22 protein-coding genes are annotated in these 20,699 nt (G+C 71.6%); 12 read left to right on the forward strand and 10 right to left on the reverse strand.

The genetic code is table 11. The features are described 5' to 3' along the window. Positions 1 to 75: 75 nt before the first annotated feature. Together ACNYS0_RS14760 and ACNYS0_RS14765 are read right to left on the reverse strand one after the other, a co-directional pair. On the reverse strand, positions 76 to 2,172 hold the full coding sequence (locus tag ACNYS0_RS14760; protein ID WP_422473918.1) for a VMAP-C domain-containing protein: 2,097 nt from the start codon (positions 2,170 to 2,172) through the stop codon (positions 76 to 78). After that, positions 2,169 to 2,681 carry a CU044_2847 family protein gene (locus tag ACNYS0_RS14765; protein WP_422473920.1) on the reverse strand — a complete coding sequence of 171 codons (513 nt, stop codon included), beginning with the start codon at positions 2,679 to 2,681 and terminating at the stop codon, positions 2,169 to 2,171. The genes ACNYS0_RS14760 and ACNYS0_RS14765 overlap by 4 nt, the downstream gene beginning before the upstream one ends. Before the next feature lie 178 nt (positions 2,682 to 2,859). Here ACNYS0_RS14765 and ACNYS0_RS14770 point away from each other — a divergent pair, with 178 nt between their 5' ends. Next, positions 2,860 to 3,045 (forward strand): DUF6104 family protein, encoded by a 186-nt coding sequence (locus ACNYS0_RS14770; protein WP_030190019.1) that lies wholly within the window; start codon positions 2,860 to 2,862, stop codon positions 3,043 to 3,045. Between the two features lie 24 nt (positions 3,046 to 3,069). Here the strand turns inward: ACNYS0_RS14770 and ACNYS0_RS14775 are convergent, their stop codons facing one another. Then, a complete protein-coding gene (locus tag ACNYS0_RS14775; RefSeq protein ID WP_422473923.1) occupies positions 3,070 to 3,909 on the reverse strand; it encodes a hypothetical protein in 840 nt (279 codons plus the stop codon). A 168-nt stretch (positions 3,910 to 4,077) separates the two neighbouring features. Between ACNYS0_RS14775 and ACNYS0_RS14780 the strand changes: the two genes are divergently transcribed. Both ACNYS0_RS14780 and ACNYS0_RS14785 read left to right on the forward strand, forming a co-directional pair. Beyond that, on the forward strand, positions 4,078 to 5,013 hold the full coding sequence (locus ACNYS0_RS14780; RefSeq protein WP_422473925.1) for a DUF4097 family beta strand repeat-containing protein: 936 nt from the start codon (positions 4,078 to 4,080) through the stop codon (positions 5,011 to 5,013). A gap of 1 nt (position 5,014) precedes the next feature. Beyond that, entirely contained in the window at positions 5,015 to 6,016 is a 1,002-nt protein-coding gene (locus tag ACNYS0_RS14785) for a helix-turn-helix transcriptional regulator (RefSeq protein WP_422473927.1), read from the forward strand. A gap of 46 nt (positions 6,017 to 6,062) precedes the next feature. On the opposite strand, the gene ACNYS0_RS14790 is transcribed toward ACNYS0_RS14785, so the two are convergent. Beyond that, a complete protein-coding gene (locus ACNYS0_RS14790; RefSeq protein WP_422409703.1) occupies positions 6,063 to 7,025 on the reverse strand; it encodes a zinc-binding dehydrogenase in 963 nt (320 codons plus the stop codon). Positions 7,026 to 7,202: 177 nt separating this feature from the next. Beyond that, positions 7,203 to 8,417 (reverse strand): NAD(P)-dependent malic enzyme, encoded by a 1,215-nt coding sequence (locus ACNYS0_RS14795; RefSeq protein WP_422473929.1) that lies wholly within the window; start codon positions 8,415 to 8,417, stop codon positions 7,203 to 7,205. 564 nt (positions 8,418 to 8,981) lie between these two features. On the opposite strand from ACNYS0_RS14795, the gene ACNYS0_RS14800 reads away from it, so the two are divergent. From ACNYS0_RS14800 to ACNYS0_RS14810, 3 genes are all read left to right on the forward strand, one after another. Next, positions 8,982 to 9,938, forward strand: coding sequence for an ABC transporter substrate-binding protein (locus ACNYS0_RS14800; RefSeq protein ID WP_422473931.1), 957 nt, complete (start codon positions 8,982 to 8,984; stop codon positions 9,936 to 9,938). A gap of 71 nt (positions 9,939 to 10,009) precedes the next feature. After that, positions 10,010 to 10,957 (forward strand): amino acid ABC transporter permease, encoded by a 948-nt coding sequence (locus ACNYS0_RS14805; RefSeq protein WP_422409697.1) that lies wholly within the window; start codon positions 10,010 to 10,012, stop codon positions 10,955 to 10,957. Between the two features lie 14 nt (positions 10,958 to 10,971). After that, positions 10,972 to 11,724, forward strand: coding sequence for an amino acid ABC transporter ATP-binding protein (locus ACNYS0_RS14810; RefSeq protein ID WP_422482649.1), 753 nt, complete (start codon positions 10,972 to 10,974; stop codon positions 11,722 to 11,724). A 79-nt stretch (positions 11,725 to 11,803) separates the two neighbouring features. Here the strand turns inward: ACNYS0_RS14810 and ACNYS0_RS14815 are convergent, their stop codons facing one another. Then, a complete protein-coding gene (locus ACNYS0_RS14815) occupies positions 11,804 to 12,574 on the reverse strand; it encodes a class I SAM-dependent methyltransferase (RefSeq protein WP_422473933.1) in 771 nt (256 codons plus the stop codon). Positions 12,575 to 12,658: 84 nt separating this feature from the next. On the opposite strand from ACNYS0_RS14815, the gene ACNYS0_RS14820 reads away from it, so the two are divergent. Next, positions 12,659 to 13,288 (forward strand): CGNR zinc finger domain-containing protein, encoded by a 630-nt coding sequence (locus ACNYS0_RS14820; protein WP_422473935.1) that lies wholly within the window; start codon positions 12,659 to 12,661, stop codon positions 13,286 to 13,288. Here the strand turns inward: ACNYS0_RS14820 and sodX are convergent. Continuing rightward, on the reverse strand, positions 13,192 to 13,635 hold the full coding sequence (sodX, locus tag ACNYS0_RS14825; protein ID WP_351342154.1) for a nickel-type superoxide dismutase maturation protease: 444 nt from the start codon (positions 13,633 to 13,635) through the stop codon (positions 13,192 to 13,194). The two genes, ACNYS0_RS14820 and sodX, sit on opposite strands and share 97 nt — an antisense overlap. A 198-nt stretch (positions 13,636 to 13,833) precedes the next feature. On the opposite strand from sodX, the gene sodN reads away from it, so the two are divergent. The 3 genes from sodN to ACNYS0_RS14840 all read left to right on the forward strand — a co-directional run bounded on the left by sodN (position 13,834) and on the right by ACNYS0_RS14840 (position 16,139). Beyond that, complete coding sequence (gene sodN, locus ACNYS0_RS14830; protein WP_306323441.1) at positions 13,834 to 14,229, forward strand: superoxide dismutase, Ni; 396 nt, start codon at positions 13,834 to 13,836, stop codon at positions 14,227 to 14,229. A gap of 153 nt (positions 14,230 to 14,382) precedes the next feature. Beyond that, positions 14,383 to 15,207 (forward strand): ATP-grasp domain-containing protein, encoded by an 825-nt coding sequence (locus tag ACNYS0_RS14835; protein WP_422473937.1) that lies wholly within the window; start codon positions 14,383 to 14,385, stop codon positions 15,205 to 15,207. A 47-nt stretch (positions 15,208 to 15,254) separates the two neighbouring features. Further along, positions 15,255 to 16,139, forward strand: coding sequence for an NAD(P)-dependent oxidoreductase (locus ACNYS0_RS14840; protein WP_422473939.1), 885 nt, complete (start codon positions 15,255 to 15,257; stop codon positions 16,137 to 16,139). 23 nt (positions 16,140 to 16,162) lie between these two features. Here ACNYS0_RS14840 and ACNYS0_RS14845 read toward each other — a convergent pair whose 3' ends face one another. The 3 genes from ACNYS0_RS14845 to ACNYS0_RS14855 form a co-directional block, all read right to left on the reverse strand. Beyond that, on the reverse strand, positions 16,163 to 16,762 hold the full coding sequence (locus ACNYS0_RS14845; protein WP_422473941.1) for a GNAT family N-acetyltransferase: 600 nt from the start codon (positions 16,760 to 16,762) through the stop codon (positions 16,163 to 16,165). Between the two features lie 123 nt (positions 16,763 to 16,885). Further along, entirely contained in the window at positions 16,886 to 17,989 is a 1,104-nt protein-coding gene (locus tag ACNYS0_RS14850) for a family 2 encapsulin nanocompartment cargo protein polyprenyl transferase (protein WP_422473943.1), read from the reverse strand. A gap of 112 nt (positions 17,990 to 18,101) precedes the next feature. Continuing rightward, a complete protein-coding gene (locus tag ACNYS0_RS14855) occupies positions 18,102 to 19,508 on the reverse strand; it encodes a family 2B encapsulin nanocompartment shell protein (protein WP_422473945.1) in 1,407 nt (468 codons plus the stop codon). A 223-nt stretch (positions 19,509 to 19,731) separates the two neighbouring features. Here ACNYS0_RS14855 and ACNYS0_RS14860 point away from each other — a divergent pair, with 223 nt between their 5' ends. Next, positions 19,732 to 19,965, forward strand: a complete 234-nt coding sequence (locus ACNYS0_RS14860; RefSeq protein ID WP_422409680.1) for a hypothetical protein — start codon at positions 19,732 to 19,734, stop codon at positions 19,963 to 19,965. Between the two features lie 135 nt (positions 19,966 to 20,100). Then, on the forward strand, positions 20,101 to 20,691 hold the full coding sequence (locus tag ACNYS0_RS14865; protein WP_422473947.1) for an N-acetylmuramoyl-L-alanine amidase: 591 nt from the start codon (positions 20,101 to 20,103) through the stop codon (positions 20,689 to 20,691). The last annotated feature ends 8 nt before the right edge of the window (positions 20,692 to 20,699 follow it).

Here is a 20,699-nt window from a genome sequence, read left to right on the forward strand (position 1 = left end):
GTGCCTCACGGTATCGATGGTTCGTGGCGCTGGTAAGGGCTCCGCGGAGAGCTGGCCTGAAGGGACGTGGTGGCGTCACGGCGCCTCCAGGAGTTCGCCCGTGCCGGGCAGGGGCTGGTTCGGGTCGTCGTAGAAGAGGGCGATGCCGTCGGCCCAGTACGCCTCCGTGTGGCTCGCCAGGAGTTTTCTGCGCAACTCGTGGACGCGCTCCGGAAGATGCCGCGCCCCGCGCGGGTCGGCGACCGTGACGGCGGCGCCCCGGTGGAACTCGCCGCAGACCGCGGCCGAACGGGCCGGTCCCCGACGCCACAGGGCGACACCGAAGCCGCCCAGCAGGATCCGGGCCAGCGCCTCGGTGTCGTCCTCGTAGCGGTGCTCTCCGTAGCGGCACATGACCGGTACGGACCCGGGCGACAGATTGCGCAGGTCCAGGCCCTCCGGCACCGGCCGGGGCACCCCGTCGTCGCAGTCGAGGATCTCGGCCCGGGCACCGTGCGCATGCAGCCAGCGCCAGCGGTCCACACGGTCGGCGTCGGATTCGGACGACGCCGGGCCGCGGTCCTCGAAGCCCGGTTCGCCGGGCAGCCGGTCCCGGTCGCCGCAGCGCAGCACGACGGGGCCGCGCACGCCGAGCGGCGGTTCGTCGGGACGCAGCCGCCAGCAGTCCACGGGCAGGTCGAGGCGGGTGTGCGGAAGCACCACTTGGAGGGTCGCGGGCCACCCGGGCTCGTCGCACTGCCGGAAGGCCTCCGCGAGGGGTGCGGCGAGCCGCTCCGGGAGGGCCTCGGTCGGGGTGCGCTCGTCCTGCCGCACGCAGTCGCGCGCGCCGCCCGGCCGGGTCACGTACACCTGCCAGTCCCAGTGGTCGCGCTCCCAGCCGCGCTCGACGAGTTCGAGCAGCGCGGCGGGCCGGGCCGCCCGGTCGGGGGCGGGCTCCGGCGCGGTGCCCGGGGGCCTGCGCTGCCGCAGGCGCTCGATCCGCTGCTTCTCGATGCGCCGCCTGCGCACGCCGTCGAGCCGTCCCTCGCCCGCCTGTCGCACCCACTCCCACAGGGCCGCCTCCGCGTCCGCCGTGCCCGCCGTGACGAAGGGGCGCTCGGCCGACAGGACCCGCATCGCGTAGTCGAGCACGAGCCCGCGCACACCCTCGTCGTGCGCGCCCTCGTACAGGGCGCCGAGCCCGTCCCGCCAGCCGCGCGGCGAGGGCAGCGGGGTGCTCCCCTCGAACTCCGGAAGCGACTCCAGGATGTCGAGCAGGCCGCGGGTGCTGACCGGGGGCGGCAGGTCCGCGAGCCGGCCGAGCAACTGGACGCGCTCGCCCGCGGTGAGGGTGCGCCCCGGCCGCGCGCCGAGCCGGTTCTGCACGTCGGCCCAGGTGTTCCGGGCGGGCTGCGACTGCCGCTGGCGGTCCCGGTGGTAGCGGTCGTGGGCGTGGCAGACCGCCTGGTAGAGGTCGTCGTGCTCGGCCCGCACCGCCTGCCCCGGCGCCGGCGCCGGCAGCGTGCGCAGCTGCTCGATCCCGATGGACGTGCCGCCCCGTCCGTGGTCCGCCCGCGACTTCAGTACGCCGATGACCTCGCCGCGCACCGGGTCGACGACGGGGCCGCCGGAGATCCCGTACGGCAGGTCGTTCTCCCCGAGGCGCAGCTGTACGCCGGACGACCAGTCGCCGATGGTGCCCTTGACGGCGATCGGCCCGTCCAGGCGGCAGACCTGTCCGTCCACCACGGTCCAGCCCGCGTAGAAGACCTCCCCCTCGCTGTAGTACGCGGCGGGCCGCTCGGCCACGTAGACGCACTCGTGGTCGACGGGCTCGCGCAGCCGCACGAGGGCGAGGTCGGGAGCGGGCCAGCTGCCGGACACCACCTGGTCGACTCCCTCGGGGAGCGTGGCGACGACCTCTCCCGGGACCTGGGACGTGCCGCGCCCCGCTCCGCTCTCGTAGACCACCGCCAGCTCGCCCCCTTCCCCGCCGCGTGCCACATGTGCGCAGGTCAACACCCAGTTCGGGGCAATGAAGAAGCCGCTCCCGACGAAGCTTTCGGGTTCGTCGGCTGCATACCCGGCCCCCGTCCGATGAATGCGCACCGTGGCCGCCATGACGAGTTCACGCAGTGCAAGGAGGGCAGCATCCCGCCGGCCCGGTGCGCCCCCGTCGCGCCCGGGTGTCATGCCCCGGCCCCGGCGACGGTCGGATCGGCTCCCCCGTGCGCCGGGGCGCCGGGTGGCGCGCCCGGGTCCGCGTGCGAGGCGGGCGGCGGGACCGTGGCCGGGTGGGCGGCGGGGTCCTGCGGATTCTCCAGGTCGGGCGGCCCTTCGTTCCAGGTGAGCGTGACCTTGATGCCCGCCTTCGCCTCGCCGTCCGCGAGCAGCCCGACGACCTTGCCGGCCTTGGCGGTCAGCTCGACGCCGAACTCGACGCTGACCTCGTCGGGGCGCACGGCGCGCAGCGGCCGCGCGAGGGAGCGCGCGACCCCCGTCACGAGGGCGTGCAGGCTCTCGACACTCGCCTCCACCCGGTCCGTGAACCCGGTGTCGGAGTACGACAACTCGCCCTCGCGCAGGCCCAGTTCTTCGGCGTCCCCGGATATTCGGGCCCATACCGGGGTCCCGTCGGGCAGCGCGATCCGCGCGACCCTGGTCACTTCCCGTGCTTCTCCTTGCGCCCCTTGCCGCTCCATACCGCTCCCCCGTTTCCCGTTCCCCCGTGACCCCCCTTGCGGGACAAGGGTCCTTCCCCGGTTGAGCGGGGGCTACCCCTCGGCGGGAACCCGGGGCCCGCCCTCCCCATAGGCTTGGTGGGCAGTCACACCACGCCCGCGCGCCCGCGCGGGCCCCGCACGCAGGAGAAACAGCCCCATGTACTTCACGGACCGCGGCATCGAAGAGCTGGAGAAGCGGCGCGGCGAGGAGGAGGTCACCTTCGAGTGGCTCGCCGAGCAGCTGCGGACGTTCGTCGACCTCAACCCGGACTTCGAGGTGCCGGTGGAGCGGCTGGCCACCTGGCTGGCGCGGCTCGACGACGAGGACGAGGACGAGGAGTAGGCCTGCCCCGGCAGGGCCCGGAGCTCACGGCGTCCTTCGTGCCGCCCGCACCTTCTCGTACGCGAATCCGAGCGCCCCGTGCAGCAGCAGGAGCGCCCCGGCCGTGATCCAGCCGCCGCTGCGCCGCCGCAGGCCGTGCAGGGTGAGCGGCAGCCCGGCCGCGAGCTGGGCGGCGGCGAGCAGCCGCGCCCTGGGGCCGCGCAGCCAGGGACCGACGCTCGTGGCCTCCACGACGTCGAGTTCGGCGTGCACGGCGTCGCGCCAGCCCGACCACGTGACCTGCTGCGCGTCCGGCTGGATCCGGGCGACCTCGCGCAGCCGGTCGGCGGGTTCGCCGGGGGTCAGCCCGGCGGGGAGGCTGAGCCCGGCGCGGGTGAGCACGGCGAGGAGGCCGAGCATGCGGGCGCGCGCGTCGGAGGCACCGTCGCCGGTGTCGGGTTTCGCGAGGGCCTCGAGTGCTTGCAGGTCGAATACGGGGTCGAGGCCGAGGCGGGCCGCGAAGGTGCGCAGCGCCTCGGCCTCACCGACCGGGGTGCCGTTCGCGAGCCATTCGTAGCCGACCGGGCGGCGGAAACCGGAGGCCAGCGTGAATCCGCTGCGGTCGGCGTCCCACCACAGCGCGAGCACCGGCCAGGTCGCGCCGACGGCGAGGGCGCCCGCCCAGCCGCCGAGGACCCGGTCGACGGGTTCGCCGCCGCTGTCCTCCATGGACAGCCACGGCTTCGCCTCGGGCACGAGGACGCTCCACTCACGTCCGGCGCGGGTGAGCAGCATCCGCTCGCGCAGCAGCAGGGCGGCGGGCCCGACGACGGACGGTTCGGCGCGGCAGAGCAGCAGCGCACCGGCGGGTTCGAGGGACGACATGGCCCCACGCTAGGGCAAGTCGGTGCAATTCCGCAGCAATTGGACACCCCACCGGATGCCGGGGCCCGGAGTTTCGCGACAGTCTTGACTTTCCCGTTCCGCGATATATCGTGTTTGACAGAGGACGCGATATGGCGCGTTCACTCCCGTCGTCGAGGAGGTCGCACCATGCCCGAGTGGTCCGTCACAGAGCCGCGGAAACTCGTCTTCGACGAACCGGTTTCCGCCCTGCACGTACGCATCGTGAGCGGCGCGGTGAACGTGGTGGGGACGGCCGAGGGCCCGGCCCGCCTGGAGGTCTCGGAGATCGAGGGACCGCCCCTGCGCGTCACGCAGTCGGACGGCGTCCTCACCGTCGCGTACGACGACCTGCCGTGGAAGGGCTTCCTCAAGTGGCTCGACCGCAAGGGCTGGCACCGCAGCGCGGTCGTCTCGCTCGCGGTGCCCGCGGACACCCGGGTCGAGGTCGGCGTGGTCGGCGCCGGGGCCGTGGTCTCGGGCACCGAGGGGGTCACGGACGTGAAGGGCGTCACCGGCGACACGACACTCGTCGGGGTCACGGGCCCGGTGCGCACCAGCACGGTGTCCGGTGGCGTCGAGGCGCAGGCGGTCACCGGCGACCTCCGGTTCAACTCGGTCTCCGGCGACCTGACCGTCGTCGACGGCTCGGGCTCCTTCGTGAAGGCGGACACGGTGAGCGGGTCGATGATCGTGGACCTGGACCCCGCGGGCCCCACCGATGTGAGCCTCACGAGCGTCTCCGGCGAGATCGCCATCCGCATCCCGCACCCGGCGGACACAGAGGTCGAGGCGAACACGGCGAGCGGAGCGGTGTCGAACGCCTTCGAGGATCTGCGCGTGGCGGGCGCCTGGGGCGCCCACAAGATCACCGGCCGCCTAGGCGCGGGCACCGGCAAGCTGAAGGCGACGACGGTCTCCGGATCGATCGCCCTGCTGCGCAGGCCACCTTCGGAAGGGCCTCCTGCCGAAGAGGCCCCGCACGCCCCGGAGCCCTCGGACACCCCCGAGCCGCAGGACGCCGGGCCCGCAGACCTCGACGGCCCCGCCAACACCGCCGGCCCCGACGACAAGAAGGTGCTCTGACATGCCCCCCGTCTTCGCCCACGGCCGCCTGCGCCTCTACCTGCTGAAGCTGCTCGACGAGGCGCCGCGCCACGGGTACGAGGTGATCCGTCTCCTCGAGGAGCGCTTCCAGGGCCTGTACGCACCCTCGGCCGGCACGGTCTACCCGCGCCTGGCCAAGCTGGAGTCCGAGGGCCTGGTCACGCACACCACGGAGGGCGGCCGGAAGGTCTACGCGATCACCGATGCGGGCCGGGCCGAACTGGCGGACCGCAGCGGCGAGCTGGCCGACCTCGAGCTGGAGATCCGCGAGTCCGTGGCAGAGCTGGCGGCGGAGATCAGGGACGACGTGCGGGGAGCGGCGGGCGATCTGCGCCGCGAGGTGCGCGCGGCGGCGTCCCAGACCCGCGCGGGGGCCGGGCCCGGTGACTTCACGGACAAGGAGGCGTGGCGCGCCACCAAGGAGGAGGTGCGGCGCGTCAAGCACGAGTGGAAGGAGCAGGCGCGGCGGGCGAAGGACGAGAGCCGCCGGGCCCGCGAGGAGGCCCAGCGGGCGCGCCGCCAGGCGAAGGAGTCGCAGGAGCAGGTGCGGGCGCAGGCCGCGGAGGACTTCCAGCGCATGGCCAAGCGCGTCCAGGAGCAGGTGCAGGACCACTTCACGCGCGGCGACTGGCCGACGGGGGTCCGCGAGGGCCTGACCGAACTGGCCAAGGAGTTCGGCGAGTTCGGCAAGTCCTGGGGCAAGGACGCCGGACACTCCGGGCCCGCGGCCTCGGCCGACCTCCAGTACCGTCCGGCGAACGACGAGGTCCCCGCCGAGTACATCCCGTCGTGGGCCTCGGAGGAGCACTCCAGCGGCGACCCGGCCCGCGACCTGGACCGCCTCCTGGACCGCTTCCGCGACGAGATCCGCGACACGGCCCGCGACCATGGCGTCACGGAACCCCAGCTCCAGGAAACCCGGCGCCACTTGTCGGAGGCGGCGTCCCGCATCGCGGCGACGCTGCGGGCCCCGAAGGCGTGACGAAGGCGGGGCGGGAGCACACCCGCCCCGCCCCTCCCCGCGCCCGTCAGACGCTCAGCACGACCTTGCCGAACAGCTCGCCACCGGCCATCTTCTGGAAGCCCTCGCGGGCCCGGTCCAGCGGCAGCACCTCGTCGACGACCGGCCGGACCCCCGTAGCGGCGCAGAAGGACAGCAGGTCCTCCAGCTCGTCCTTGGACCCCATGGTCGAGCCGACGACCTTGAGTTCGAGGAAGAAGATCCGGTTCAGCTCGGCGGCCGGCGGGTTCGGCCCGCTCGTCGCGCCCGAGATGACCAGGGTCCCGCCCGGCTTCAGGGACTTCACGGAGTGCGACCAGGTGGCCGCGCCCACGGTCTCGATCACCGCGTCCACCCGCTGCGACAGCCGCGCGCCCGTCTCCACGGCCTCCACGGCGCCGAGCTCCAGGGCCCGCTTGCGCTTGGCCTCGTCGCGGCTGGTCGCGAAGACCCGAAGACCGGCCGCCTTGCCGAGGACGATCGCGGCCGTCGCGACCCCGCCGCCCGCGCCCTGCACGAGGACCGAGTCACCGGGACGTACGCCCGCGTTGGTGAAGAGCATCCGGTACGCGGTGAGCCAGGCGGTCGGCAGGCAGGCGGCCTCCTCGAAGGAGAGCTCCTTCGGCTTGCGCAGCACGTTCCACTCGGGGACGGTGACCTGCTCGGCGAAGGTGCCCTGGTACTTCTCGGTGAGGATCGAGCGCTTCTCGCGCGGCCCGACCCCGTAGCCGGTCTGGCCGATGACGGAGTGCAGGACGACCTCGTTGCCCTCGCTGTCGATCCCGGCGGCGTCGCAGCCGAGGATCATCGGCAGGGACTCCTCCCCGAGGCCGACACCACGCAGCGACCACAGGTCGTGGTGGTTGAGGGAGGCGGCCTTGACGTTCACGGTGGTCCAGCCCGGCCGGTTCTCGGGGGCGGGCCGCTCCCCCAACTCCAGGCCGTTCAGCGGCTGATCACGGTCGATGCGGGCTGCGTAGGCGGCGAACATGACCTTGACGATAGGCGCCGCTCCCCCGGCCGGGGAACCACCGTCACCTGTGACACACGTCCCGTAGCCACGGGCGCGGAAAGGTCCCCGGAGGAGCCCGCACGAGAGCCGCCAAAAGAGCCCACGGAAAAGGCCCCGCCGAAAAGGCGGGGCCTCGACCGAAAAGCGCACCCGGTGTCAGCGGCGCGCGACACCCTCCGCCCGGGCGGCGGCGGCAACCGCGGCGGTGACGGCCGGCGCCACCCGCTCGTCGAACGGGGACGGGATCACGTACTCGGCGGACAGCTCGTCGCCGACCACCGCGGCCAGCGCCTCGGCGGCCGCGATCTTCATCGTCTCGGTGATCCGGGAGGCCCGGACCTGGAGCGCACCGGCGAAGATGCCGGGGAACGCGAGCACGTTGTTGATCTGGTTCGGGAAGTCCGAACGACCGGTCGCCACGACGGCCGCGTACTTGTGCGCGACGTCGGGGTGCACCTCGGGGTTCGGGTTGGCCATCGCGAACACGAAGGCACCCGGCGCCATGGAGGCGACCGCGGGCTCGGGGACCGTACCGCCGGAGACGCCGATGTAGACGTCGGCGCCCGCGAGGGCGTCCTCGAGGGAGCCCGACAGCCCCGCCTTGTTGGTGATCTCGGCGAGCTCGCGCTTGACCGGCGTGAGGTCCTCGCGGTCCCGGCTGACGATGCCCTTGCGGTCCGTGACCGCCACGTCGCCGAGGCCCGCCTCAAGGAGGAACTTCGCGATCGCGACGCCCGCCGCACCGGCGCCGGAGATCACGGCACGCAGGTCGCCGAGGGCGCGCCCGCTGAGCCGGGCCGCGTTCTTCAGCGCGGCCAGCGTCACGACGGCGGTGCCGTGCTGGTCGTCGTGGAAGACCGGGATGTCGAGCTTCTCCTGGAGCTTGCGCTCGATCTCGAAGCAGCGGGGCGCCGAGATGTCCTCGAGGTTCACGCCGCCGAAGGACGGGGCGAGGCGCACGACGGTGTCGACGATCTCGTCGACGTCGTTCGTCGAGAGCGCGAGCGGCACCGCGTCCACGCCGCCGAACTGCTTGAAGAGAATGGCCTTGCCCTCCATCACCGGGAGGGAGGCCTCGGGACCGATGTCACCGAGTCCGAGAACGGCCGAACCGTCCGTCACGACGGCCACGACGCTCGACTTCCACGTGTAGTCGTGGACGAGCTCCGGCTGCTCGGCGATCGCGCTGCACACCTTCGCGACGCCGGGCGTGTACGCCAGGGACAGGTCGTCCTTGTCGCGGACCGGCACGGTGGCCTGCACGGCCATCTTGCCGCCACGATGCAGGGCGAAAGCCGGATCGAAGGGCTCGTCGGAGCCCTCGTTGCCGGTACTCGCGTCGCTGCGAGGGTTGACGATCTCCGCTGCCACTTTTCTGACCCCTTAAGTCATTTTGCACAGGTTGAGGGTGGTTCCGACCCTGATTGAGGGACGGGCGGGCACCGCGCACGCGCCGGACGGTCCTGTCGTGGGCCGGCCTGTGGGCACCTGCGCGACGGGCGCGCCGCACGCGCGCCCTGAGCCCCGGATGAGGGGTGTAAAGAACCTTCTTACCTGACGGGCGGTGTCGGCGACGAGCCCGCCCGTGATCGATCACGCCTCGGTGACATGACTCATAGCCGAATATCTGGACAAGTCCGCAGGTCCATCGCCCAAAAGGAGGGAAGTCCGCCCGAATGGTGAGACAGCGGGCGGTCCACCGGAGGATCTCCGGCCGGAGGGCGGAAGCGCCGCAGAAGCTGTACCCCCCATGCACCGTGAACGCGGGGGTCGTTGGCGCTCTTCGGTCACCCGTTATCCGATTTTGACATGGCTGACCTCCTGAATCGGCCAGTCCGAATGGCAAGATGCCTCATCACACGAGGTCGCGACACCCGAAGGTGCGTGCCAAGGCGACCAGCACGGCAACTCCCACCCCGGCCGGAGGAACCAACCATGACCGCAAGCACCACCCAGCGCACGACCGCGAAGTCCGCGAAGTCCCGGATAGCAGCGGTCGGCGCGATCGCGGTCGCCGGCACTCTGCTGCTGACCGGCTGCGGTGACCAGACCAAGTCCGACAGCACCAAGGGCAGCTCGAAGTCCGCGCCGCTCGCGGACAAGCTCCCCAAGGAGATCCGCGACAAGGGCGTCATCCGGGTCGGCTCGGACATCGCCTACGCGCCCGTCGAGTTCAAGGACAAGTCCGGCAAGGCGATCGGCATCGACCCCGACCTCGCGAAGGCGATGGGCAAGCAGCTCGGCGTGAAGTTCGAGTTCCAGAACGGCACGTTCGACACCCTGGTCACGGGCCTGAAGTCGAACCGCTACGACCTCGCCATGTCGGCCATGACCGACACCAAGGACCGTCAGAACGGCATCGACTCCGACACCGGCAAGAAGGTCGGCGCGGGCGTCGACTTCGTCGACTACTTCAACGCCGGCGTCTCGATCTACACGCCCAAGGGCAAGACCCAGGGCATCAAGACCTGGGACGACCTCTGCGGCAAGAAGATCGTCGTGCAGCGCGGCACGGTCTCCCACGACCTCGCCAAGGCGCAGGCCAAGAAGTGCAAGAGCGGCAAGAAGATCGGCATCCAGGCCTTCGACGACGACCAGCAGGCCCAGACCCGCCTCCGCTCCGGCGGCGCGGACGCCGGCTCCTCCGACTTCCCGGTGGCCGCGTACGCGGTGAAGACCTCGGGCGGCGGCAAGGACTTCCAGCTCGTCGGCGACCAGGTCGAGGCCGCCCCGTACGGCATCGCGGTCTCCAAGGACCAGAAGCAGCTGCGCGACGCGATCAAGGCCGCCCTTGACGCGATCATCAAGAACGGCGAGTACGACAAGGTCATCGCCAAGTGGGGCGTCGAGGCGGGTGCCGTGAAGTCGGCGACCCTCAACGGCGGCAAGTGACCGCACGTCCCACGTCATTGACCGCGCGGCTCACGTCATGGACGTCCGCGACGTCGTGAAAGGCAACATCCGTGTCTGTTGACATAGACAAGACGGGCGGCGGCCCCGAGGACACCCCGCCGCCCGCGGCCGCACCGGCAGCCATCAAGGCGATCCCGGTGCGGCACTACGGGCGGTATCTCTCGGCGCTGATCGCCGTCGCCGTTCTGGCCCTGATCGTCTACGCGTTCGCGCAGGGCAAGATCAACTGGGGTGCCATCCCGGACTACTTCTTCGACGACCGGATCGTCACGGGCGCCGGGAAGACCCTGCTCCTGACGGTCCTGTCGATGGTGATCGGCATCGTCGGCGGCATCCTGCTCGCCGTCATGCGCCTGTCGAAGAACCCGGTGACCAGCTCCATCGCCTGGTTCTACATCTGGTTCTTCCGCGGCACCCCGGTCCTGGTCCAGCTGTTCGTCTGGTTCAACCTGGGCCTGGTCTTCGAGTACATCAACCTCGGGCCGATCTACAAGGACTACTGGTCGTCCTTCATGACGCCGTTCCTGACGGCGCTGCTCGGCTTCGGCCTCAACGAGGCCGCGTACATGGCGGAGATCTGCCGCGCCGGCCTCCAGTCGGTCGACGAGGGTCAGACCGAGGCCTCGCACGCGCTCGGCATGAGCCACGCGAAGACGCTGCGCCGGGTGATCATCCCGCAGGCGATGCGCGTGATCGTGCCGCCCACGGGCAACGAGGTCATCAACATGCTGAAGACGACCTCCCTGGTGTCCGCGGTGCAGTTCCCCGACCTGTTCCGGGCCGCGCAGGACATCGGCCAGCAGTCCGGTTCACCGGTCGAGATGTACTTCCTGGCCGCGGCCTGGTACCTGGTCATGACGTCGATCCTCAGCGTCGGCCAGTTCTACATCGAGCGGCACTACGCCCGCGGCACGAGCCGCCAGCTGGCGGCCACGCCCTGGCAGAAGGTGCGCGGCACCCTGTTCTCCCTGGGTCGTCCGAACGGAGGCGCGGCATGACCGAACAGCACGCCATGGTCAAGGCCGAACAGGTCCACAAGTCCTTCGGCCACGTGAACGTCCTCAAGGGCATCGACCTGGAGGTCAAGCAGGGTGAGGTGTTCTGCCTCATCGGCCCGTCCGGCTCCGGCAAGTCGACGTTCCTGCGCTGCATCAACCACCTGGAGAAGGTCAACGCCGGCCGGCTGTACGTCGACGGGCACCTGGTCGGCTACCGGCAGCAGGGCGACAAGCTGTACGAGCTGCGGGACCGCGAGGTCGCGCTCCAGCGCCGCGACATCGGCATGGTGTTCCAGCGCTTCAACCTGTTCCCGCACATGACGGCTCTCGAGAACGTCATGGAGGCGCCGGTCCAGGTCAAGAAGCAGTCGCGGTCCGAGGCCCGGACGCGGGCCCAGGAGCTGCTCGACCGCGTCGGCCTGTCCGACAAGTCCAGCAGCTACCCCTCGCAGCTCTCCGGCGGCCAGCAGCAGCGCGTCGCGATCGCCCGGGCGCTCGCGATGGAACCGAAGCTGATGCTGTTCGACGAGCCGACGTCCGCGCTCGACCCCGAGCTGGTCGGCGAGGTCCTCGACGTCATGCGCGACCTCGCGGAGTCCGGCATGACGATGGTCGTCGTCACGCACGAGATGGGCTTCGCCCGCGAGGTCGGCGACAGCCTGGTCTTCATGGACGACGGCGTGGTGGTCGAATCCGGCGACCCGCGCGAGGTCCTGACCAACCCCCAACAGGAACGCACCCAGTCCTTCCTGTCGAAGGTGCTGTAGGCAATTCAAGCCCCTGCGGCGATTGAGCAGCGGGGTCCGGGGCAGCGCCCCGCGACCTCGCCGCCGTCGCCGCGGGGGCTTACTTCACGCCCAGCACCATCGCATCGGACGGCGAGGCCCACACGACCCTCGCCTCCCCGAACCCACCCGCGCGCAGCGCCTCCGCGTGCCACGCCGCCGACGGCGTGTCCCCGTCCGCATGCTCCCCGTAGATCTCGAAGCGCTCGGCCGTCGGCCCGGCCAGCACCGGATCCGCGGCGGCGAGCGCCCACCACGCGGCCCAGTCCACCGCCCCGCCCCCCTTGGCGGCAGCCATCCGCGCGTGCCGCAGCGCCCGGTCCGCGGCGTTGATCCGCGGCGTCGACTGGTCGATCATGTGGTCCGCGTTCATGAAGACGCCGCCGTCACGGACGAGCCCGGCGACCTGACCGTAGAGCGTCCCGAGGGGTTCGGAGTGCAGCCAGTGCAGGGCGGTGGCGGTGAGCACCGCGTCGTACGAGTCGTGCGGCAGCGCCTCGGTCCACCGCGGGTCCTTGAGGTCCGCGGTCACGAACGTCGCCCGCCCGTCCCCCTCGAACGTGCCCCGCGCGATGGCGAGCAGCGCCGGATCGAGGTCGACCCCGACGCTCGTGGCGCCGGGGAACCGGCTCAGCAGCCGGTCCGTGATGCTCCCGGTCCCGCAGGCGAGGTCGAGCACCCGGGGCGCGGACCCGACGAACGCCTCGACCATGTCGAGCATGACCCGGAACCGCTCCTCGCGGTCCGGCATGAAGTACTCCTGCTGCCGGTCCCAGCTCTCCTGCCAGGCCCGCCAGTCGGTGGTACGAGTGGTGGCAGCGGTCTCGGACATGAACCCTCCCGTAATACCCTTAAGGCGCGAGCGAGTATTACCCTCGCTCGATACGACGATAGAGCGCACCGGTAAGGACTACAAGTGGAACTGGCCTATTACTCGGACTATGCCGTGCGCCTCGTCAACACCGAGGAGCCGGCTCGCGGCAAGGACTCCCTGACGTCGGTGGACGCGGTGCGCGAACTCTTCGGCGCGAACAAGGAGGCGGCCCGCCGCGCCACGGACGCCGATCTGACCCGCTTCAGGGGCGTACGGGGACGGCTGCGCGCGGTGTTCGACGCGGCCGACGGGGGCGACGAGGAACTCGCGGTGAACCTGCTGAACTCGCTGCTCCTGGAGTTCCCGGTGAGCCCGCAGATCTCCGGGCACAACCACCGCGACGACGACGGCCGCCCGCTGTGGCACCTGCACCTGTCCGACCACCCGTCGAACGCGACGGCCGGTTACGCCGCCATCGCCGCGATGGGCCTCGCCTTCCACCTCACCGAGTACGGCGTCGACCGCCTCGGCGTGTGCGAGGCGACGCCCTGCCGCAACGCCTACCTGGACACGTCCACCAACCGCTCCCGGCGCTACTGCTCCGACCGCTGCGCGACCCGCGCGAACGTCGCCGCCTACCGGGCCCGCAAGCGCTTGGAGGCCGACCGGTCGGAGAGCACGGGACGTACCGCCGAGAAGACCCAGGACAGCACCGCCGTCACCGAGCGCTGACCCTCACCCTCGGCCCACGGCCTGCGGCGCCGCAGCCTGCCGCGCACCTTCGCAAGGACCAGCTCGTCGGGCACGACCCCGTACACCGTGCTGTCGCCTCCGGCGCCCGGGTTGTCGCCGAGCACCCACCAACCGCCCTCGCGGCGCTCGGCGATGCGCTTCACCACCAGCAGATCCTGCTGGAAGGGATGGCGCAACACGATCACGTCGCCCGCCCGCACCCGCGCCCCGTGCTGCACCAGCATCCAGTCACCGGGGTACAGCGTCGGGACCATGGAGGGCCCCTCCACCTCAATGATCTGAAACGGCACCTTCGCCTCGCGCATCTCCTCGATCGCCTCGGGCATCAGAAAACCTCCCCGGTTCCCACCACTGCTCCCGCCGACCCGTCGGCCCGGTGCCTTTACGGTCCCATCCTCCATCAGACGCACGGGTCTGGGTCTCACCCCGGACTTTTGTCCTAAGCCGCCGGGGGCACCCGAGAAAAGCCGTTCCCCACGGAGTAATGTCGCACCCGAGAAGACGATCACGAGGAAGGACAGCACATGCTTTCCCGCCTGTTCGCCCCCAAGGTGAAGGCCAGCGCTCACTGCGACCTCCCCTGCGGCGTGTACGACCCGGCCCAGGCCCGCATCGAGGCCGAGTCGGTCAAGGCCGTCCAGGAGAAGATGGCCGGCAACGACGACCCGCAGTTCCAGACGCGTGCCATCGGCATCAAGGAGCAGCGCGCCGAGCTCGCGAAGCACCACGTCTCGGTGCTGTGGAGCGACTACTTCAAGCCCCCGCACTTCGAGAAGTACCCGGAGCTGCACCAGCTGGTCAACGACACCCTGAAGGCCCTCTCGGCCGCCAAGGGCTCGTCGGACCCGGCCACGGGCCAGAAGGCGCTGGACTACATCGCCCAGATCGACAAGATCTTCTGGGAGACCAAGAAGGCCTGACCCAGGCCCTGTTCACATCGGCGACCGGCGGGCGGTGCACCCCCGCGGGTCCGTGAACTCCTGAAGGGGCCCGGCCGAGCGGCGCTGCCGCCCGGCCGGGCCCCTTCGTCGTCCCCACCCGCATCACTCTTTGGCACCATCGGGAGTCCCTTCTTGTCCCCCTCGCGTCCCCGCGTCCTCTACGTCACCGATCTCGCGTATCCCGCCCGGGGCCGCCGCTACTGCGACGAGGACATCCACCTCACGTCCCGGCTGCGCTCCGCGTTCGACCTCGCCCTGTGCCACCCGCTGGACGCGACCGCGCTCATGGACGGCTTCGACGCCGTCGTGGTCCGCAACAGCGGCCCCGTACTCGGCTACCAGGAGGCGTACGACGCGTTCCGCACGCGGGCCCTGGAGCGCGGCACGAACGTCTACAACCCGCTGACCGGGCGCGCCGACATGGCCGGAAAGCAGTACCTGCTGGACCTGACCACGGCCGGATTCCCCGTCATCCCGACGGTCGACCGGGCGGCGGACCTGGACCGGCTGCCGAAGACGGACACGTACATCGCGAAGCCGAAGCTGGGCGCGGACTCGATCGGCCTGCGCGTGGTCCCCGCCGCCGAACTCGACGGGCTCCCGTACGGGGACGGCCTGCTGGTGCAGCCGCGCATCGACTTCCAGTACGAGGTCTCGTTCTACTTCGTCGACGACCAGCTGCTCTACGCCCTGTACGCGCCCGATCCGGCACGCCGCTGGGAGCTGCGCCCGTACGAACCGACGGCCGCGGACCGGAAGTTCGCCCGCTCCTTCGTCGAGTGGAACACCCTCCCGCACGGCATCCAGCGCGTCGACGCCTGCCGCGCCCCGGACGGCGAGCTGCTCCTCGTGGAGCTGGAGGACCTCAACCCGTACCTCTCGCTCGACCTGGTGGACGAGGCGACACGGGAGGCGTTCGTGACCGCGATGACGGCCTCGGTCCGGGCTAGCGTCTGAGGAGCAAGCACCGCACGGAGGACACCACCCACCCAGGGAGTTCGCTCATGAGCAGCACCGAACCGTCCGCCGCCCGCCCCGTCGTCGCCGTGCTCGGCACCGGAACGATGGGCGCGCCGATGGCCCGCAATCTGGCCCGCGCCGGGTTCACCGTGCGGGCCTGGAACCGGACCCGTGCGAAGGCCGAGCCGCTGGCCGCGGACGGTGTGAGCGTCGCGGACAGCGCGTCCGACGCGGTCCGCGACGCCGATGTCGTCGTGACCGTGCTGCCGGACGGGCCGCGCACCCTGGACGTCGTCCGGGAGGCCACGCCGAAGCCCGGCACCGTATGGGTGCAGTCAGGGACCGTCGGCGAGGGCATCGACGAGCTCGCCGAGTACGCGGCCCGCGCCGGGCTCCCGCTGGTCGACGCGCCCGTGCTCGGCACCCGGCAGCCCGCCGAGCAGGGCACGCTGACCGTGCTCGCGGCGGGCGCGGAGACCACGCGCGAGGCGGTCCAGCCGCTCTTCGACGCCATCGGCTCGCGCACCCTGTGGGTCGGCGACGGCGCCCCGGGTCCCGCCAGCCGCCTCAAGCTCGCGCTCAACTCCTGGGTGATCGCGCTGACCACGGGCGTCGGCGAGGCCCTCGCGCTGGCCAAGGGTCTTGGCGTGGACGCGAACGACCTGGTGGCAGCCGTCACCGGCGGCCCGCTGGACAGCGGCTACTTCCAGAACAAGTCCGCCGCCATCCGCGGCGACGACTACACCCCCAGCTTCTCCGTCGACAACGCGGCGAAGGACGCGGGCCTGGTGCTCGCCGCGGCCGAGCGCGCGGGCATCCGCGTGGACGCGGTGGCGGCCGCCCACGACCGCTTCCGGCGCGCGTCCGCGCAGGGGCACGGGGACGAGGACATGGCCGCGACGTACTTCGCGAGCTTCCCCGACGCCTGACCGGCGGCCTGCCCGCGGTGGCGTCAGCGGGCGTCGGCCTCCCGCCACATGGGCCAGATCGTCGGCCCGTCCGGCAGCTCGATGGCCGTCCCGGTGAAGACGAAGCCGAGGCGCTCGTACAGCTCGCGGCTGCGCGGGTTGCTGGCCTCCAGGTAGGCGGGCAGCCCCTCGCGGTCGCAGCGCTCGAGAACCGGCGCCATCAGCGCGGTCCCCAGTCCCTGCCCCTGCCGCTCGGGCGTGACGCCGATCATCCACAGGTAGGCGTGCGCCCGGCCCACGGGATGCGCCTGCGCCGTCCACCGGGCTATCTGCTCCACCCGCACGTTGTCGGGGTCGACGGCCGCCCGCACCTGCGCGGGCACGTCCTCCTCGCCCTCGTCCGCCGGATCGGCCGGCATGTCGACCCACAGGGCGACCGCCGAGCCGTCCTCGGTGAGATCCACGAACCCGTCCGCGAACGTCGCGTCCGTGAACGCCCCCATGAGCCCGGAGTGCCGCTCCCTGCGCCGCTGCTCGCCGGGGAACACCCAGCCGCTGACCGGGTCGTCCATGAACGCCTCGTCGAGCAGCCGCACCACGAGATCGCGGTCCGCCTCCCCCGCCCGCCTGATGCCCACGCCCATCCGTCCCGCCCCTCGCCCAACCAGCTTTTCCTGCACGGCCGTTGGCACTCTAGGCGATCACTCTCGGTCGCGCCGCCCCGGCCGGGGTGCCGTGCGTGACGACGGCACCCCGGCCGGCAGGCGTCAGTAGCCGCGGCGCGTGACGAACTCCGCGAGGGACAGCAGACCGTCCGCCGCCTCCGGCACCGGGACCGCCTGGGAGAGCCGGTCCACCGCGCGGGACATGTGGTCCGCGGCCTGGGTCTGTGCCCAGTCCCGGCCACCGGCCCGCTCCACGGCCAGCGCGATCCGCTCCAGCTCGGCCACTCCTTCCTTCTTCGCTCCGGGCGGCCCGTACAGCGCCGCCAGTTCGTCCGCCGCGACGCCGCCGGAGGCGAGCGCGGCGACCACGGGCAGGGACTTCTTGCGCACGGCCAGGTCCGCACAGGCCGGCTTGCCGGTGCGGGCCGGGTCGCCCCAGATCCCGATCACGTCGTCGATCAGCTGGAACGCGAGACCGGCGCAGCGCCCGAACGCGTCGAGCGCCTCGACCTCCTCCTCGGTGGCCCCCGCGTACAGTCCGCCGACCGCGCAGGCGCAGCCGAGCAGCGCCCCGGTCTTGGCCTCCGCCATGGCGAGGGTCTCGGGCAGCGACACGTCCGCCGGGTCCCGCCCCTCCAGGGCGACGTCGACGGCCTGGCCCTCGCACAGCTCCACGACGCAGGCCGCGAGCCGGGCGGCCGCGGCGAAGGCCGCCGGGTGCCCCTCCTCGGCGAGCATGCGCTGCGCCTGGGCCTGTATCGCGTCGCCCGTGAGGATCGCACCGGCGTCCCCGAACACCGCCCATGCGGTGGGCCGGTGCCTGCGGGTGGCGTCCCGGTCCATCACGTCGTCGTGCAGCAGCGTGAAGTTGTGCGTCAGCTCCACGGCGGCCGCCGCCCGCACCGCCCGCTCGGGTCGCCCGCCCAGGGCCCGCACCGCCGCGAGCACGAGGGCGGGCCGCACGGCCTTGCCCGCGTTCTCCGTGGCGGGCGTGCCGTCGGCGTGCTCCCAGCCGAAGTGGTAGCGGGCGACGCGGCGCATCGAGACCGGCAGGGCCTCGACCGCCCGCCGCAGCTCGGGGTCGACCGCGGCCCTGGCCTGCGCCAGGATCGCCGACGCCTCCTGCGCCTCGGGCCCTTCCGCCGCGGCCGCACCGGTCGTCTCCACCGCCACGCGTGTCTGCTCTTCCACAGCCGGCTGTGTCATGGACTCACCCCTGACAGGGTGCGGACGGTGGCGGTTCCGCTGCGGGTGGGCGCGTACCTCCTCGGTGTACCCGCCCGGTCGGACGGGGACACGGCGAACGGGGCGCGGCTCGTCACCGCCACCTGCCGACCTCGACGTTCTCCAGCACTCCGAGCGCATCGGGCACCAGGACCGCCGCCGAGTAGTACGTCGACACCAGGTACGAGATGATCGCCTGCTCGCTGATGCCCATGAACCGCACGGACAGGCTGGGCTCGATCTCGTCCGGGATGCCGGACTGGCGCAGTCCGATGACGCCCTGGTCCTCCTCGCCCGTACGCATGCAGATGATGGATGTGGTCCGCGCCTCCGTGACCGGGATCTTGTTGCACGGGTAGATCGGCACACCGCGCCAGGTCGGGATGCGGGTCCCGCCGACGTCGATGCTCTCGGGGACCAGGCCCCGCTTGTTGAGCTCGCGGCCGAACGCGGCGATCGCCTTCGGGTGCGCGAGGAACAGCTTGGATCCGCGCCGCCTGCTGAGCAGTTCGTCCAGGTCGTCGGGGCTCGGCACGCCGTCGTGCGGTTGCAGGCGCTGCTCGTACTCGCAGTTGTTGAGCAGGCCGAACTCCCGGTTGTTGATGAGTTCGTGCTCCTGGCGTTCCTTCAGCGCCTCGACCGTGAGCCGGAGCTGGTGCTCCGTCTGGTTCATGGGCTGGTTGTAGAGGTCGGCCACGCGCGAGTGGATGCGCAGCACGGTCTGGGCGACGCTCAGTTCGTACTCGCGCGGCGCGGCTTCGTAGTCGACGAACGTGCCGGGCAGGACCGCTTCCCCGACGTGTCCCGCCGCGAGGTCGATCGCCTTCTCGCCGTAGGTGTTGGACCGCTGCTGGGGCAGCGAGCGCAGGCCCTGGAGGTGGTCGCGCAGCGACCCGGCGCGCTCGGCGACCTGCTCGAAGTCGCTGCGCGGCAGCGTGAGCACGGTGCACGCGGTGGCCGCGCGCGCCGAGTACTCCCAGATGCTCTCGGGGTCGAGCAGTGCCTGATCGCCGAAGTAGGCGCCGTCGGCGAGCACTCCGAGCACCGCGTCGTCCCCGTAGGGCCCGGTGCCGACCTTCTCGACGCGGCCGTGCGCGAGCAGGAACACCTCGTCGGACCGGCTGCCGAACGAGGCGAGCAGCTCGCCTGCCGCGAACTCCCGCTGGGTGCAGCGCTGGGCGAGCTCGCCGAGCACGTCCTCGTCCTCGAAGCCCCGCAGCGCGGGGAGCTCCCCCAGCTCGGCGGGGATGACCCGGACGTCGTCGCCCGTCTTCACGAACGTGACGCGTCCGTCCCCCACCGAGTAGCTCAACCGTCGGTTGACCCGGTACGTGCCGCCCTTCACATCCACCCAGGGCAGGGTCCGCAGCAGCCAGCGGGAGCTGATCTCCTGCATCTGCGGTGCGGACTTGGTGGTCGTGGCCAGGTTCCGCGCCGCGGACGTACCCAGACTCTTCTGCGGTCCGGGGGTCTGCTCGCGGACCTCTTCGCCTACCGACATGTGCAATGCCCTCCCGATCATGAACTGACCTGCGAGGACAAGCCTTTCAGCACGGAGAGAGATCGCACCATTACACAAATGAGGGGGAATGGATGGCGGACGGGCGGGGCATTGGGCGGGCAGTTCTCGCGCCCTTCCGACCCATCCGGCGGCACCGGGCGGAACTCGAAGATCCCGGCGCGCGTTGGTCAGGAAACGGTAAAGACGACGAAGGGTGATCACCATGGCGGGCTTCATGGACCGGGCCAAGGAGCAGGCGCAGCGCGGCCTGACGCAGGGCAAGCAGAAGCTGGACGAGGTGCAGGCGCAGCGCGCGGGCGGCGACCTGCTCAAGCGACTGGGCGCGGCGTACTACGCGGAGCGCAAGGGCACCGGCAGCCCGCAGGCGACGCAGCAGGCGTTGCAGGCCCTCGAGTCCCACATCGCGGCGAACGGGGACGGCGTCCTGCGCGGCTGAGCGACCTGGCCGCCGGCGCCGCGAGCCTTGTGCACGTTATGCGAACAGTAGGTCGCTGAGCGGCGGTTCCGGGTAAAAGCGAACCGTACGAGGCGGTGCGCAGTCGGCGGCCGCCGCTCTTCGAAGGAGGCGGCCGTGGCCCCACCCATGTCCGCAAGCAGTTTCATCAAGGCCCTCAAGGACGAGGGTCTGACGGTGGTCGAAGTCGGCGACTGGCAGCACCACAACCGCAATCACATCGGCGACTGGGGCCCGTTGAACGGGGTGATGATCCACCACACCGCCACCTCCGGCAGCGCCAGCACGGTGCGTATCTGCCGCGACGGCCACGCGAACCTGCCGGGGCCCCTGTGCCACGGGGTCATCACGAAGGACGGCCGCGTCCACCTGGTCGGCTACGGGCGGGCGAACCACGCGGGCCTGGGCGACGACGACGTGCTGCGCGCGGTGATCGCGGAGAAGCGGCTGCCGCACGACAACGAGGCGAACACGGACGGCAACAGCCGCTTCTACGGCTTCGAGTGCGAGAACCTCGGCGACGGCGACGATCCGTGGCCCGCCGCCCAGTTGGAGGCCATCGAGAAGGCGGCCGCGGCGATCTGCCGCCACCACGGCTGGACCGAGCGCTCGGTCATCGGACACCTGGAGTGGCAGCCGGGGAAGGTCGACCCCAAGGGCTTCACGATGTCGTCGATGCGCAAGCGCATCGGGGACCGGCTCAAGTAGCCGCCCGC

Origin of the sequence: Streptomyces anthophorae, from assembly GCF_049310305.1 — a bacterium.
Taxonomy (GTDB): Bacteria; Actinomycetota; Actinomycetes; order Streptomycetales; family Streptomycetaceae; genus Streptomyces.